This is a genomic window from Verrucosispora sp. NA02020 (genome assembly GCF_013364215.1).
Taxonomy (GTDB): Bacteria; Actinomycetota; Actinomycetes; order Mycobacteriales; family Micromonosporaceae; genus Micromonospora.
The window spans coordinates 3902108-3917598 of record NZ_CP054923.1 but is presented as its reverse complement, the minus strand read 5'-3'; the positions used below and the strand labels follow the sequence as shown (position 1 = coordinate 3917598).

Annotated in this window: 12 protein-coding genes; 10 read left to right on the top strand and 2 right to left on the bottom strand. The window is 73.5% G+C overall.

The features are described from left to right. Window positions 1-135 precede the first annotated feature (135 nt). Genes HUT12_RS16885 through HUT12_RS16860 form a run of 6 tightly spaced genes read left to right on the top strand, consistent with a single transcriptional unit; the run spans window position 136 to window position 6103 of the window. Window positions 136-1074: an STM4015 family protein gene (locus tag HUT12_RS16885; RefSeq protein WP_217706019.1), complete on the top strand. Its 939-nt coding sequence runs from the start codon at window positions 136-138 to the stop codon at window positions 1072-1074. 6 nt (window positions 1075-1080) lie between these two features. Beyond that, window positions 1081-2028 carry an STM4015 family protein gene (locus HUT12_RS16880; protein WP_176093995.1) on the top strand — a complete coding sequence of 316 codons (948 nt, stop codon included), beginning with the start codon at window positions 1081-1083 and terminating at the stop codon, window positions 2026-2028. 1 nt (window position 2029) lies between these two features. Next, window positions 2030-3124 carry an STM4014 family protein gene (locus HUT12_RS16875; RefSeq protein ID WP_176093994.1) on the top strand — a complete coding sequence of 365 codons (1095 nt, stop codon included), beginning with the start codon at window positions 2030-2032 and terminating at the stop codon, window positions 3122-3124. Continuing rightward, complete coding sequence (locus HUT12_RS16870) at window positions 3112-3915, top strand: STM4013/SEN3800 family hydrolase (protein WP_176093993.1); 804 nt, start codon at window positions 3112-3114, stop codon at window positions 3913-3915. Before HUT12_RS16875 ends, HUT12_RS16870 begins: the two co-directional genes overlap by 13 nt. Then, on the top strand, window positions 3912-5237 hold the full coding sequence (locus tag HUT12_RS16865) for an STM4012 family radical SAM protein (protein ID WP_254876857.1): 1326 nt from the start codon (window positions 3912-3914) through the stop codon (window positions 5235-5237). Before HUT12_RS16870 ends, HUT12_RS16865 begins: the two co-directional genes overlap by 4 nt. Then, on the top strand, window positions 5234-6103 hold the full coding sequence (locus HUT12_RS16860; RefSeq protein ID WP_131052896.1) for an STM4011 family radical SAM protein: 870 nt from the start codon (window positions 5234-5236) through the stop codon (window positions 6101-6103). The genes HUT12_RS16865 and HUT12_RS16860 overlap by 4 nt, the downstream gene beginning before the upstream one ends. Before the next feature lie 34 nt (window positions 6104-6137). Here HUT12_RS16860 and HUT12_RS16855 read toward each other — a convergent pair whose 3' ends face one another. Beyond that, window positions 6138-6614, bottom strand: a complete 477-nt coding sequence (locus HUT12_RS16855; RefSeq protein WP_176093991.1) for an SRPBCC family protein — start codon at window positions 6612-6614, stop codon at window positions 6138-6140. 142 nt (window positions 6615-6756) lie between these two features. Here HUT12_RS16855 and HUT12_RS16850 point away from each other — a divergent pair, with 142 nt between their 5' ends. From HUT12_RS16850 to HUT12_RS16840, 3 genes are all read left to right on the top strand, one after another. After that, window positions 6757-9909: a BTAD domain-containing putative transcriptional regulator gene (locus HUT12_RS16850; protein ID WP_254876856.1), complete on the top strand. Its 3153-nt coding sequence runs from the start codon at window positions 6757-6759 to the stop codon at window positions 9907-9909. Window positions 9910-10228: 319 nt separating this feature from the next. Next, complete coding sequence (locus HUT12_RS16845; RefSeq protein WP_176093989.1) at window positions 10229-11863, top strand: bifunctional 3-(3-hydroxy-phenyl)propionate/3-hydroxycinnamic acid hydroxylase; 1635 nt, start codon at window positions 10229-10231, stop codon at window positions 11861-11863. 101 nt (window positions 11864-11964) lie between these two features. Further along, window positions 11965-13011 carry a zinc-dependent alcohol dehydrogenase family protein gene (locus HUT12_RS16840; RefSeq protein ID WP_176093988.1) on the top strand — a complete coding sequence of 349 codons (1047 nt, stop codon included), beginning with the start codon at window positions 11965-11967 and terminating at the stop codon, window positions 13009-13011. On the opposite strand, the gene HUT12_RS16835 is transcribed toward HUT12_RS16840, so the two are convergent. Next, complete coding sequence (locus HUT12_RS16835) at window positions 12920-13948, bottom strand: DMT family transporter (RefSeq protein WP_254876855.1); 1029 nt, start codon at window positions 13946-13948, stop codon at window positions 12920-12922. The two genes, HUT12_RS16840 and HUT12_RS16835, sit on opposite strands and share 92 nt — an antisense overlap. 310 nt (window positions 13949-14258) lie before the next feature. Here HUT12_RS16835 and HUT12_RS16830 point away from each other — a divergent pair, with 310 nt between their 5' ends. Further along, complete coding sequence (locus HUT12_RS16830) at window positions 14259-15446, top strand: beta-1,3-glucanase family protein (RefSeq protein ID WP_217706018.1); 1188 nt, start codon at window positions 14259-14261, stop codon at window positions 15444-15446. Window positions 15447-15491: the final 45 nt, after the last annotated feature.

Sequence of the window (15491 nt, the reverse complement as noted above, 5' to 3'; positions counted from 1 at the left end):
CACCTCCGGCCCGGCGGTCCCCGCCGGGCCGGAGCCCGTCCCACCCCGGGGACGTCGGGTGACCTGCCGGGACGTGGCTGTCGGAGCGGCCTGTTACGGTCTCGCCGCTATCGCGGTCAGGTCGGAGGTCTCAGAGTGTTCAGAACGCACGCGTCGTCGTTCGCCGGTCTTCCGGTGATCCCGTTCACGCCGGGGATGGAGGTGCCGGCCGATCCGTCGGCGGTGGCCTGGCGGCTCGAGGTGGGGGATCTCGACGACGAGCCGGAGCCCGAGGAGTTCGTCGCGCTGGTCGAGGCGATGCTCAAGGAGGTTCCGGCCGATTCGGTCCGCGCCGTCGTGATCGGCGAGTGGGGCATGGCGTACGAACGGCCGCTTCCGGTCGACCTCCTGGTGAACGCGGCGTCGCAGTGGACCGGGCTCCGGGCGATCTTCCTCGCCGACCTGGTCTCCGAGCAGTGCGAGCTCTCCTGGCTGACCCATGACGACATCACCGCACTGCTCACGGCCTACCCGCAGCTGGAGACGCTGTGGGTGCGCGGCGGCGAGGGCCTGCGGCTCGACGCCATTCGCCACGTCGGCCTGCGGGAGCTGCGGTTCGAGTCCGGTGGCCTGCCCGGCACGGTGGTGCGGGCGGTCGGTGAGTGCGACCTGCCGAATCTGGAGCTGCTGGAGATGTGGCTGGGTCGATCGGACTACGGCGGGGACGCGACCGTCGACGACCTCGCCCCGCTGCTCGCCGGCGCCGGACTGCCGGCACTGCGACGGCTCGGCCTGCGCAACGCCGACATCGCCGACGTGGTCGCCGGGGCGGTCGCCACCGCACCGGTGGTGCCCCGGCTCTCGGTGCTCGACCTGTCGATGGGCAACCTCACCGACGACGGGCTCGCGGCGCTCCTGGCCGGGCAGTCGCTGACCCACCTGGCCGAGCTCGACCTGCACCACCACTATCTGTCCGAGCAGGCACAGCAACGTGCCGTGGCGGCCCTGCCCGGCGTGCGCGTGGACGTGTCCGAGGGGCGGACCCCGGACGTGTACAGCGGCCGGACCTACCGCTTCACCGCGGTCGGGGAGTGATCGGGCATGACGTTCTCTTCGCACCTCGCTGAGTTCGCCGACCGTCCGGTGGTCGAGTTTCCGCTGGAGGGGCCGCTGCCGACCGTGACCGGCCCGGTCTCGTGGCGCGTCACCCGTCCGGAGTTCGACGACGACCAGGAAGACGCGCTCTCCGAGGAGTTCGCCGCCACCTTCGAGCGGTTCGTCGCGCAGCTCGGCGAGACGGTGGAGTCGCTGGTCATCGGCGCCTGGGGGTACGCGGCCTTCAACCCCGCGCCGATCGCACAGATCTGCGCGGCAGCCGATCGACTGCCAGCCCTGCGGGCCCTGTTCCTCGGGGACATGACCTTCGAGGAGTGCGAGGTCTCCTGGATGAAGGTCGGTGACGTCAGTCCGCTGCTGACCGCGTACCCGGAGTTGGAGGTGCTCTGGGTACGCGGCGGCGAGGAGTTCGACTTCTCCCCCGTCCAGCACGCCAACCTGCGCGAGTTGGTGGTGCAGAGCGGCGGGCTGTCCCGCGAGTTCGTCGGCGCCGTGCTCGACTCCGACCTGCCCGAGCTGGCCGACCTCGAACTGTGGCTCGGCACCGACGACTACGGCGGCACCACCGAGATGGGGGACCTCGCCCCGCTTCTGGCCGGCGAGCTCTTTCCGGCGCTGCGCCGGCTGGGTCTGTGCAACGCGATGATCACCGACGACGTCGCGAAGGCCCTGGCGACCGCGCCCGTGGTGCGCCGCCTGGAGGTGCTGGACCTGTCCAACGGCACGCTGAGCGACGAGGGGGCGGCGGCGCTGCTCGCCGGTCAGCCCCTGACCCACCTGACGGTGCTGGACCTGCACCACCACTACCTCTCCGAGGAGGTCGCCGGTTCCGTGATAGCCGCTCTGCCGGACGTCCGGGTGGACATCTCCGACGTGCAGGAGGCGGAGGAGGACGACGGCGAGAGCTACCGCTACGTCGCGGTGGCGGAGTGACATGCGGTTGACCGTGGTCGGTAATCCCGGCAACCGTCGGGTGTCGATGTTCAGCGACGCGGTGCTGGCCGCCGGCCTGCCCCGCCCCGAGGTGCTGCCCTGGTGCGACGTGCTGACCGGGGCGGCACCGCCACCGGCCGGCACGCTCGTGCGGGTGGACTCGCCCGGGGAGGACGCCCGGGTCGACCGGTTGCTGCGCCGGTCGGCCACCGTCGCCCGGCACGGCGAACTGGTCGGCCTCGCCGACGCGTACGCCGGTCTGGTGGACGGCATGGCCCGGGTGGCCGCCGGTGGCGCGACCCTGCTCAACCCGCCGGAGGACGTCGCCGTGCTCTGTGACAAGCGGCGCTGCCACGCGCGCCTGGCGGCGGCCGGTGTGCCGGTGCCGGACGCGCTGCCGCAGGTCGGCGGCTACGCCGAGCTGCGGTCGGCGATGGCGCAGGCCGGTTGGGGTCGGGTGTTCGTCAAGCCGGCGCACGGCTCCTCGGCCGCCGGGGTCATCGCGTTGGCGGTCGGCACCGGTCGGGTGCAGGCGGTGACCACGATCGAGCACACGCCCGAGGCGCTGTTCAACTCGTTGCGGCTGCGCCGCTACACCGACGAGGCGGAGGTCGCCGCCATCGTCGACCGGCTCGCGCCGGAGGGTCTGCACGTGGAGCGGTGGCTGCCCAAGACCGGGATCGGTGACCGGGTGGTCGACCTGCGGGTGCTGGTGATCGCCGGTCGACCACACCAGGTGGTGGTGCGGTCGGCGCGGGGGCCGCTGACCAACCTGCATCTCGGCAACGCACGCGGTGATCTCGACGAGGTGCGGCGGGCGGCCGGTGCCCGGCAGTGGTCGGCGGCGATGGAGACGTGCGAGCGGGTCGCCGCCTGCTTCCCCGACTCGCTGCACGTCGGCGTGGACCTGATGTTCCTGCTGGGATGGCGGCGGCACGCGGTGGCCGAGGTCAACGCCTTCGGTGACCTGCTGCCCGGGGTGCTGGTCGACGGGCGGGACAGCTACGCCGCCCAGGTGCACGCCCTGACCGAGGGCGGATGGCGTCCCGGGCAGACACGCACGGTCCCGCCGGAGGTGGTCGGGTGCGGAGCCTGATCGGAAGCCACGACCTGCTGCTGGTCACCCTCGACACGCTGCGCTACGACGTGGCGTCCGAGCTGGCGGCGGCGGGCCGGACACCGCACCTGACGCGGGCGCTGCCGGGCGGCCGGTGGGAACGCCGGCACTCCCCGGCCAGCTTCACCTACGCCGCGCACCACGCCTTCTTCGCCGGGTTCCTGCCCACGCCGGTGCCCCCGGGTCGACACGAACGGCTGTACGCGGCGGCCTTCCCGGGCAGCGAGACCTCCGGTGCCGACACGTGGGTGTTCGACGCCCCGGACCTGCCGACCGCCCTCGCCGACGTCGGCTACCACACACTCTGCCTGGGCGGCGTCGGCTTCTTCAACCTGCGGAGCCCGCTCGGGGCGGTCCTGCCGGGGTTGTTCCGCGAGGCGCACTGGGAGCCGGAGTTCGGCGTCACGTCGCCCACCTGCGTGGACGCCCAACTCGACCGGCTGGCGGCGGTGGTGGCCGACGTGCCGCCGACCCGGCCGCTGTTCACCTTCCTCAACGTGGCCGCCCTGCACCAGCCGAACCGGCACCACCTGCCCGGCGCGCAGGACGACGACCTGTCCAGCCACGCCGCCGCCCTGGAGTACGTGGACGGCCGGATGGAGCGGCTGTTCGGCCTGGTCAGCGGCCGAGGGCGGCCGGTTTTCACGATCATCTGCTCCGACCACGGCACCGCGTACGGCGAGGACGGGCACACCGGCCACCGGTTCGGCCACGACGTGGTGTGGACCGTCCCGTACGCGCACTTCACCCTGCACCCTGGAGAATGGTGACCAGCACCGACGTGGGCCTGGACGGTTCGCCGTACCAGCAGTACCTCTACGCCTACCCGCACAAGACCTCGTACCGCGCGTTGCGCCCCCGTCCGTCGTTGACCGACGTGTGGCGGGAACAGGCACGCGACGCCCTCTTCCTCTATCTGCACGTGCCGTTCTGCGAGATGCGCTGCGGGTTCTGCAACCTGTTCACCCGGGCCAACGCGCCCGCCGAGCAGGTCACCGCCTACCTGCGGCAGCTTCGTCGGCAGGCCGAGCAGACCGCCGAGGCGCTCGGCGGCTCGACCGGGTACGCCCGTGCGGCCTTCGGCGGCGGGACCCCCACCTATCTGACCGCCGACGAGCTGACCGAGCTGTTCGGCATCGCCACCACGATCCTCGGGGCGCGGCTGCCCGGCGTACCGCTGTCGGTGGAGACCTCGCCGGCCACCGCGACGCCGGACCGGCTCGCGGTGCTGGCCGCGTTCGGCACCACCCGGGTCAGCATCGGGGTGCAGAGCTTCCTCGACGTCGAGGCCCGTGCCGCCGGTCGACCGCAGCGGCGCGAGGAGGTGGAGGCGGCGCTGGCGGCGATCCGCGACGCCCGCGTCCCGGTGCTCAACATCGACCTGATCTACGGCATCGACGGGCAGACGGCCGACACCTGGCGGGAGAGCCTCGACGCGGCGCTGGCGTGGCGTCCCGAGGAGTTGTACCTCTACCCGCTCTACGTCCGGCCGCTCACCGGGCTGGGCCGACGCACGCACGCCCGCGCGGACTGGGACGCGCAGCGCCTCGCGCTCTACCGGCAGGCCGTGGAGACGCTCGGCGCGGCCGGCTACCGGCAGGAGTCAATGCGCCAGTTCCGTCGGGCCGACGTGCCGGCTCCGGACGGCCCCGACTACTGCTGCCAGGACGACGGGATGGTCGGCCTGGGCTGCGGTGCCCGCTCGTACACCACCGCGTTGCACTACTCCTTCGACTACGCGGTGAGCGTCTCGCAGGTGCGTGCGGTGCTCGACGACTACCTGGCCCGACCGGCCGACGACTTCCGGTACGCCGAGTTCGGGTACCACCTCGACGGCACCGAGCAGCGCCGTCGGTGGCTGCTGAAGTCGCTGCTGCGGGTCGACGGGGTCGACCCGGACGCCTACCTGGCCCGGTTCGGTCGCCTGCCGGGCGAGGACTTCCCGCAGCTCGACCGGCTGGTCGAGCGGGGCTGGGCCACCGACGGCGGGCTCTGGCTCACCCCCTCGGGCCTGGCCCGGTCGGACGCCGTCGGCCCCTGGTTGACCTCCGCCGAGGTGCAGCACGCGATGGCCGGGTACGTGCCGCGATGAACCTGGCGATCCTCTACCGTGGCCCGCTGGCGAGCTGCAACTACGACTGTCCGTACTGCCCCTTCGCCAAGCGTCGGGACCCGCCGGAGCTGCTCCGCGCCGATCGGGAGGCGTTGGCGCGGTTCACCGACTGGGTGACCGCGACCACCGACGTACGGCTGTCGGTGCTGTTCACGCCCTGGGGCGAGGGGCTGACCCGACGCTGGTACCGGGACGCGATGGTGTCGCTGTCCCATCTGCCGCACGTGGAGCGGGTGGTCATCCAGACCAACCTGGCGGCCCGGGTGGACTGGCTCGCCGACGCCGATCCGCGCGCCGCCGCGCTCTGGACCACGTACCATCCCGGGCAGGTCACCCGGGAGCGGTTCCTGAGACGGTGTGCCCGCCTGGCCGAGCTGGGTGTCCGGTACTCGGTCGGGGTGGTCGGCCTACCCGAGCACCTGGCCGAGGCGCGGGCGCTGCGGGCCCTGCTGCCCGACGAGGTCTACCTCTGGGTCAACGCCGCCGAGGGGCGGCGCTACGACGCCGCCGAGGAGGCGACGTGGACGGAGGTGGACCCGCACTTCGGCTACAGCGTGCGCCCGCACGTGTCCCTGGACCGGCCCTGCCACGCCGGGGAGACCGCCGTCTCCGTGCTCGGCGACGGCACGGTCCGCCGCTGCCACTTCATCGACACGCCGATCGGCAACCTGTACGACGGATCCTGGCGGGCCGCGTTGACGCCCCGGCCGTGCAGCAACGCGATCTGCGACTGCCACATCGGCTACGTCCACCTCAAGCCGTTGGGGTTGCGGGACGTCTTCGCGGGCGGGGTGCTGGAACGCATTCCGGCAGGCTGGCCGGGAAGGCGGGTCGGGGCGCTCTGACCAGGAGCGACCCGGGTCGGCGGTGGACCTGCGGTCAGGGCCGGGACGCCATGCGGCGGGCCAGCTCGGCCGCCCGGTACGCCGCGACCCGACGTGCCTGCCCCGCCACGAAACGCCGTAGCGGCAGTGGGGCGTCGGCGGTGACCGACTCCCGGATCCGCGTACCGCCGGCCTCGGGCGTCAGGTCGACCACCGCGCGCAGGCGGACCCACCCCGGGCTCCGCACGTCGCTGATGATCTGGCGTCCGGGACGGGTCGCCACCATCCGTACCCGGATGGGGTTGTCCCAGCGCAGCGGACCGACCATCCGGAACCGTTCGACGGCGACGTAGTCGGTGACCGGGCGGCCGTCGGCGTCCTGGCCGGTGCGCACGTCCGTGACCGCCACGATCAGCGGCGACAGGCCGACATAGCTGTGCGGGTCGGTCAGGTGGCGGTAGACCTCGTCCGGCGACGACGCGACGACGCCGACCGTCTCGAACGCAATCGACGCTGTCCGATCACCGGGCACGCCTCATCCTGCCACGTCCTCACCGGCTGCCGTGGCGCAGGATCCGGTCGGGAAGCACGGACCGGTCGAGGTGCGGACGACTGGCATACTCGACCCGGCCAGGGTGGGGACCGGACAGTGTGGTGGTCAGGTGCAGTTCCGCATGTTGGGACCGCTGGAGGCCGTCCGGGACGGGCACACCGTGCCGCTCGGAGGGCCGAAGCAGCGGGCGCTGCTCGCGCTCTTCCTGCTGCGCCCGAACCGGTTCGTCGCCGCCGACTGGCTGGTCGACGCGCTCTGGGACGGCCGACCGCCGGCCAGCGGCGAGATGACGCTCCGGACCTATGTGGCCGGGCTACGCCGTGCGGTCGAGCCCCAGCGCAGCCACCGCGAGCCGGCCCGCATCCTGCGCAGCCACCCCAGAGGGTACGAGCTGCGCGTCGAGCCGGAGGAGATCGACGCGGTCCGGTTCCACCGTCTGGCGGCGTACGCGGGGCAGGCGCTCGCGGCGGGCGACGCCGTCTCGGCCGAACGGGGCTACACCGAGGCACTGGCACTCTGGCGGGGTGAGCCGTTGACCGGTGCGGCCGAGCTGACGGCGGTGCGTCCCGAGGCCGCCCGCCTGACCGAGGCACGCCTCGGTGCCGAGGAGGGACGGTTCACCGCCGCGGTGGCGGCGGGACGCCATGGCGCCGTACTCGCCGAGTTGCGACACTTCGTGGCCGCGAACCCGGTCCGCGAGACCGCCCGCGCCCAGTTGATGCTCGCGCTCTACCGGTCCGGACGGCAGACCGAGGCGCTGGCCGCCTTCGACGAGGGCCGCCGGGTGCTGGCCGGCGAGTACGGGATCGACCCTGGCGCGGAGCTACGCGGGCTGCACGGCCGGATCCTGACCCAGTCCGTGCCGCCGCCGACGGCCACGCCGGTCACCAATGTCGCGCAGGACCGCCCAGTGACCGTGGGGACCGACCCGACCATGTCCGCTCCGGCCGACCGGCCCGGACCGGCTCACCCGGTGACCGGCGGGGGCGGCCCGGCTCCGGCGACGCTGACGGACTCCCTGGTCGGCCGGGACGTCGAGCTGACCGGGCTGCTGGCGGCGCTGACGGACGCGACCGGCGGTGGTGGCCGGGTCGCCGTCGTGGTGGGTGAGCCGGGAATCGGCAAGACCACGCTCGCCGCCGCGCTCGACGCGCACGCCGGGGCGCGGGGCGTACCGGTGGTGTGGGGTCGCTGCCCCGACGTCGGGCAGGCACCGCCGTTCTGGCTGTGGAACCAGGTGGTGCGGACACTCGCCGCGATGCCGCAGGCGGGCGCGACCGGGTCGGCGCGCCGACTGGACGGCTTCGCGGCCGGACCGGCGCAGGGGTCGACCGGCGACGCGGCACCCGACCCGACTGCGCGGTTTCGCGCGTACGAGGCGGTGGCGGACCTGGTCCAGACGGTCGCCGCAGCGGCCGGACTGCTGGTGGTGCTGGACGACCTGCACGCCGCCGACCCGGACTCGCTGCTGTTGTTGCGGTTCCTCGCCACGACCGTGGCCGACACCCGGGTCCTCGTGCTGGCGACGATGCGCCCCTACGAGCACCACCCGGCGCTGGTGGCGACGGTGGCCGACCTGGCTCGTGGCGCGGACTTCCGTCACCTGCGGCTGGCCGGGCTGACCGACACCGACGTGGCCACCCTGGTCCGCCGACGCACCGGCACGCCCCCGCACCGGCAGGTGGCGGCGCGCCTGGCCACCCGGACCGGAGGCAACCCGTTCTTCATCACCGAGCTGCTGCGCGCCGGCACCGACCCGACCGACGCGGACCTGCCGCCGAGTGTCCGGGACACCGTCCGACTACGTCTCGGTGACCTGCCCGACGCGGCCCGCGACTGCCTGGAGCTGCTCGGCGTGGCCGGGCACGACCTGGACACGCAGACGATGGCGACGGTCCTGGAGGTGTCGGCGACGCGGATCGCCGAGGGGCTGACGGCGGCGTACGCGGCGGCGCTGGTCGCCGAGGCGGGGCCGGGCGCGGTGCGGTTCAGGCATCCGCTCTTCGCCGAGGTGGCGTACGCGCAGGTGCCGCCGCCACGACGTGCCGCCCTGCACGCCCGGCTGGCCCTGGCGTACCAGCGGGTCGGCGGTGTGGCCCCGGCCGAGCTGGCCCACCACTTCGGGCAGGCGATCGGACTCGGGCACGGCGAGGACCATCTGCGCTGGTCGCTGGCGGCGGCCGACGACGCGACGCGGCGGTTCGCGTACGAGGACGCGCTGGGGCACCTGGACCGGGCGGCCCGGCGCCTGTCGCCGCTCGCGGGCACCTCGCCGTCGGCGGCGGCCACCGAACTCGCCGTCCAGTTGCACCGGGCCGCCCTGTTGCAGATGACGGTCGGCGTCGGTGCCGACGCCGTCGACGAGGTCTGTGCCCGCGCCCGGGAGTTGCTGGCTCTGGTCGATCCGGAGACCGACGTGCGCCCGGCGTTGTGGGCGCTGGGCGAGCTGGCCGCCAACCAGGCCGACTACCCCGGCTGCGTCGAGCTGGCCGAGCGGCTGGTCCGGGCCGACGACGGCACGGGGCTGATCGCCGCTGCCGGCGAGTACCTGCGCGGGGTGGTCGGCTACTTCACCGGCGCGCTGGTCGAGGCCGACCGGCGACTCACCGCCGCCGTCGATCGGCTGTGCTCGGTCGACCCGGATCTGCTGGGCCGCCAGGTCGGCCGGCTGCCGGTGTTGGCCGCGTACAACTTCCGGGCTCTGGTCCGCTCGTTGCGCGGGGCGGCCGAGGACGCCCGGCGGGACATCGCCGAGGCGGAGCGGTTGGCCGAGCGGCTCGCCGACCCGTACGGGCGGGCGAACGCGGCACTCTTCGCGGCCTGGATGGGCATGCAGGAACGGGACGTGGCGACGGTCCGCGCGGCGGCGCACCGGTGCCGCGAGATCGGTGCCGCCAACGGGATGCCGCACTTCGTGACCACAGGCGGCTTCTTCCTGGAGTGGGCGGCGGCGCGGGGCGGCGAACACGACCGGCTGCCGGCGATGCGGGCCGCTGCGGAGGGCATCTACCGGCCCGGACTGCGGGCCACCCGCACCGTCACGTACAGCGCGATGGCCGAGGCGTACCTGGCGGCGGGTGACGCGTCGACGGCGGCGGAGCTGGCCGACGAGGGCCTGTCGGTGGCGGACCGCCTGGGCGAGTCGGTCCTCGCGCCGGAGCTGCTCCGCATCCGTGGCATCGCCCGCCGCGACCCCACCGCACTCACCACCGGCGCCCACCTGGCCACCACCCAGGGCAGCACCCTCCTCCGCTCCCGCTTCCCCCACCCCTGACCCACCCCACCCACTCCGACCACGCCAGATCCCCACCAGGCCAACCCGCCCCACCCAGACCACCACGCCAGATCCCCACCAGGCCAACCCGACCCAGTCAGGCAAACCAGGTCGGGTTTCCGGCAGGCCCGACCCGCGCAGGGATCAAGCCTGACCGCCCGGAGCGGGTCGGGCCTGCCGGAAACCCCACCCACGCGGCACCAGAACCTGCCGAAAACCCCACCGGAAATCCACAGAACCTCCACGCGCCCCCGCTCTGCTGGACCCATACAACGGTCCCCGCCCGAACGTTCCGGGCGGCCAGGTGTGGAGGAACGAGATGAACCCGGCCCAGTCGTCGTCGCCCGGCGAGGTCCAGGAGGTCGATGTCGTCATCGTCGGGTGTGGTCCGGTCGGTGCGCTGGCCGCGAACCTGCTCGGGATGCGGGGCGTCCGCACGCTCGTCGTCGAGCGGAGCACCGCACCGCACGGCCAGCCGCGCGCGTTCTCCTGCGACGACGAGGCGCTGCGCATCTATCAGCAGGCCGGTCTGCTCGACCGGATCGTCGGCGACCTGCACCAACCGGTACGCGCCGACTACGTCAACGCCGCCGGCCGGCGGTTCGCCACCATCGCCTTCGACGAGGTGGACTTCGGGTTCGGGCACGCGCCGCTGAACTTCTTCGACCAGCCGTTGCTGGAGCAGGCTCTGCGTACCGGGCTGGAGCGGTTCGACCACGTGACGCTGCGTCTCGGCACGGAACTGGTCGACCTGCGGCAGGACGAGGGCGGGGCCGACCTGGTGTTGCGGGACGTGGTCGCCGACCGGTCGTACCCGGTGCGGGCCCGGTTCGTGCTCGGCTGCGACGGTGCCCGGAGCACCACCCGCACGGCGGTGCGGATCCCGCTCGCCGGCGCGAGTTACGCCGAGCCGTGGCTGGCGGTCTCCGGGGACGTGGCGTCGGACGGGATCCGGGCGCCGCACACCACCTTCGTCTGCGACTGGCGGCGTCCGGCGTTCGTCTCACCCGGGTCGCGGGGCAGTTACCGGGCGGAGTTCATGCTCCAGCCGGGCGAGACCGAGGACGACATGCGGCAACCGGCGAAGATCGCCGAGCTGGTGTCGCCGTACGTGGACCCGGACCGCTTCACCGTCACCCGCGCCGTGGTGTACACGTTCCACCATCTCATCGCCACCCGGTGGCGGGAGGGACGGGTGTTCCTGCTGGGCGACGCCGCGCACCAGATGCCGCCGTTCCTCGGGCAGGGGCTGTGCAGCGGACTGCGGGACGCGGCGAACCTGACCTGGAAACTGGCGCTGGTGCTGGCCGGCGAGGCCGACCCGGCGCTGCTCGACACGTACGAGACGGAACGTCGGCCGCACACGGCGGCGATGGCGGAGACGAGCGTCCGCCTGGGTCGGGTGTTCCTGGCCAGTAGTCGCCGGGCCGCGTGGGTACGCGACAGCGTGCTGCGGGCCGTGCAGACCGTGCCCCGGGTACGCCGTTTCGTGCGGCACTTCGAGTTCAAGCCGCTGCCCGCGTACGCGCGTGGGCTGTTCGCCGGCGGCCGGCGCGACGGTGCCGTCGGGACGATGTTCCCGCAGCCCCGGGTGGCTGTCGGCGGCGATCCGACGCCCCGCCTGCTCGACGATCTGCTCGGCGACGGCTTCGCGCTGGTCGGGCGTACCCTGCCGGCGGAACCGCCCCGCCTGCCGGGGCCGGCGCGGTCCGTCGTGACGCATCCGGCCGGCACCGATCCGGCGCGCCTGCCGGCGGGCGACGACGCCCGGGTCCACGTCGTCGATCTGGACGGAACGGTCGACGCCTGGCTGCGGCGGCACCGGGCGGACGTCGTGGTGCTGCGGCCGGACCGGTTCGTCTTCGCCGTCGCCGGGAGCGACGGCCTGGACGAGGTGACCCGCACGCTCGCGGTCGACCTGGGTGCGACCGCCTCCCGCCAGCCCACCGGCTAGACCGCACGGCGGCACCGGACGCGGGCGGCGCGGATCCGTCCCCCGCTCGCTCCTGCCGGTCGGTGTTCCGGGACGGGCCGGTGACGTGCCAGGATGCGGCCATGCGTGCCGTGATCTTCGACGAGTTCGGTGCCCCGCCGCAGGTCCGCGACGTGCCGGACCCGACGCCACCGGCCGGTGGCGCGGTCGTGCGGGTCGAGGCGACCGGGTTGTGCCGCAGCGACTGGCACGGCTGGCAGGGACACGATCCGGACGTCGTCGTGCCGCACGTACCCGGGCACGAGTTCGCCGGTGTCGTCACCGCCGTCGGCGACGGCGTGCGGGGCTGGCGACCGGGTGACCGGGTGACCGCGCCCTTCGTCTGCGCCTGCGGGCGGTGCCCGTCGTGCCAGGCGGGCGACCAGCAGGTCTGCGAGCGGCAGAGCCAGCCCGGTTTCACGCACTGGGGCTCGTTCGCCGAGTACGTGACCGTGCGCGACGCCGACGTCAACCTGGTCCGGCTCCCCGACGAGCTGGACTTCCCGGCCGCCGCCGCGCTCGGCTGCCGCTTCGCCACCGCGTTCCGGGCCGTGGTCGGGCAGGGACGGGTCGCGGCCGGCGAGTGGGTGGCCGTGCACGGCTGCGGCGGGGTGGGGCTGTCGGCGGTGATGATCGCGCTGGCGTGCGGGGCCCGGGTGGTGGCGGTCGACGTCGCCCCCGGTGCGCTCGACCTCGCCCGGCGCCTCGGTGCGGCGGTCTGTCTGGACGGGCGCACCCTGGACGGGCCGGACGCGGTGGCCGAGGCGGTCCGGGAGGCGACCGGCGGCGGCGCGCACCTGTCCCTGGACGCGCTCGGCAGCCACGCCACCTGCACCGCCTCGGTCCGGAGCCTGCGTCGCCGGGGGCGGCACGTGCAGGTGGGGCTGCTGCCCGCCGCCCAGGGACACCCGGTCGTGCCGATGGACCTCGTGATCGCGTACGAGTTGGAGCTGCGTGGCAGTCACGGCATGCCGGCGCACGCCTATCCGGAGTTGCTCCGGCTCGTGACCGCCGGGGTGCTGCGTCCGGCCGCGTTGGTCACCCGCACGATCGGTCTCGCCGACGTACCGCACGCACTGGCCACCATGGACGGTCCGACCGGTGGCGGGATGTGCCTGATCCGACCCTGACACCGGCCGACGCCGCCCGCCGTTCGCCCAGGGTCAGCGCGACGACGGCACCGAGCAGCACCGCCGATCCGACGGTGGCCGCCGGGGTGAGCCGTTCGTCGAGGAACAGCACCGCGATGACCGCGGCGGTGACCGGCTCGACCAGGGCGATCACCGACGCGGTGGTCGCCCGGATCGAGACCAGGCCGGCGAAGAACAGCGCGTACGCCAGCGCGGTGGGCACCGCACCGAGGTAGGCGAGCAGACCCAGCACCCGGCCGACGTCGCCCGCCGTGGGCAGGATCCCCTCGATCAACGCCAGGGGCAGCAGGCAGAGCATCCCCACCGTGAAGCCGCCCAACGCGGTCGTGCCGGCGGCTGCCCCGATGCCGTCCCGGCCACGCTTGCGGTGCAGCAGGGTGACCATGGCGTACCCGGTGGCGGAGAGCAACGCGTAGGCCAGACCGCGCAGCGGGGCGGATGCCGTACCCGCGCCGCCGCCGCCGACGAGGAGCAGCAGTCCGATCAGCGCGGAGGCCACGGTGAGGGCACCAGTTCGCCCCAACCGCTCCCCCATCGTCAGCCGGGATCCGACGGCGATCAGCACCGGCCCGGAGCCGAGGGTCACCACGGTGGCGACCGCCAGTCCGGCGTACCCGACGGCGGCGAAGTAGGCGGTCTGGTAGACGGCCAGACCGATGCCGGTGGTCACCAGCGTGCGCCAGCGATCGCCCGGTCGGCGACCGGCGGCCCGCGCGGGCGTGCCGACCGGTCGGCCCGGATGCCGCCGGCGGAGCACCAGATGCCCGGCGGCGAGCAGCAGGACGCCGCCCGCGAACCGCCAGAAGGAGACCGCGACGGGCCCCATTCCGCTGATGTCGTAGAGGATCGCGGCGACCGCTCCGCCGGTCCCCCAGGCGACCGCCGCGATGAGGATGTACGAGACTCCCCGTCCCACGGACGGGGGCATGGTGGTGTGCACAGGATTCTCCGTTGTCGTCACCGCCCGGGCAGCACGGTCGCCCCCGGGCTCGAATCGTCAGAGCCGGGTCGGCGAGAACGCCGTTACCGGGTGGGTGGTGGCGACACGACGGAGAAGGTCACCGGCGCAGCGTACCGCCCGGTCCGCACACGGGCCGCTACCGGCGGTGAGGGATCCGCCTCCGACCGCGCGGCATCGCCGCACATCTATTGACAAACGTAGTTAACAGTCAGAGTCTGAGAGAGCGCTCTCTCACACCGTGTCACCACCGAACGGAGGAGTACCCGTGGTTGTCCGAAGAAGACTGCTGGCGGTCGCCGCCGCCCTGATCACCGCTGTCCCGACCGCGCTCGTCGCCACCGCACCCGCCCAGGCCGTCGGCCCGGCGTTGCTGCCCGTCACCGTCACCAACAACACCGGCCGGTCCGGAGCCGTCCACGTGTACGTCATCGGCGTGCAGCTCTCCTCCGGCCGACTCGGCTACGTCAACCAGGCCGGCACGTTCATCCCCTGGTCCGGCGGACAGATCCCACCGTCGCCCGCGCCCGACGCCTCGATCCCCGGTCCGACCAACGGCGCCAACACCACCGTCCGCTTCCCGCGCGGCTTCTCCGGCCGGGTCTACTTCTCCTTCGGCGAGAAGCTCAAGTTCTTCCTCACCCCGACCGGCCTGGTGCAGCCCGCCCCGTGGGCGGCCGGCGACGCCAACCGCGACATCCTGTTCGACTGGAGCGAGTTCACCTACAACGACGCCGGGCTCTGGCTCAACAGCTCCCAGGTGGACATGTTCGCGGTGCCGCACGCGGTCACCGTGACCGGCGCCAACGGCGTCACCAAACGGACCGGCGACGTCGTCGCCAACGGCCGCACCGCGATCATCAACGGCGTACGGTCCCAGTCCGGCTGGGCGAACACCGTGTACACCCGCTCCGACGGCACCGTGCTGCGGGTCCTGGCACCGGGCAAGGCTGCCGGGGCGGGCCTGTTCAGCAGCACCTACCTGGACTCCTACATCGCGTCGGCGTGGAACGCGTACACCAGCCGCACGCTGACCGTGGTGCCCTTCGGCGACCGGCCCGACGTCCGTTACTTCGGGCGTACCTCGGGCCGGGTGATGACCTTCACCAACAGCGCCGGACAGGTCGTCGCCTCGTTCAACCGCCCCTCGTCGGCGAGTGTGTGGGGCTGTGACGGCGACCTGCCCGCCCCCAACGACCAGGTGGTCGGGCCGATCTCCCGGACGCTATGCGCCGCGCTGAACCGGGGCACCCTCGGCACCATCCACACCCAGCCCAGCACCAACGCCGCCGAGTTCTACCGCAGCAACCCGACCAACCAGTACGCCCGGATCATCCACGCCAACATGCGCGACGGTAAGGCGTACGCCTTCGCCTTCGACGACGTCGGCGCCTTCGAGTCGCTCGTGCACGACGGCGACCCGCGCGCCGCCGGCCTGGTCCTCAGCCCGTTCTGATCCCGACCGACCCTCACGTGGGTGGATTTGTTGTCGCTGGAGCGA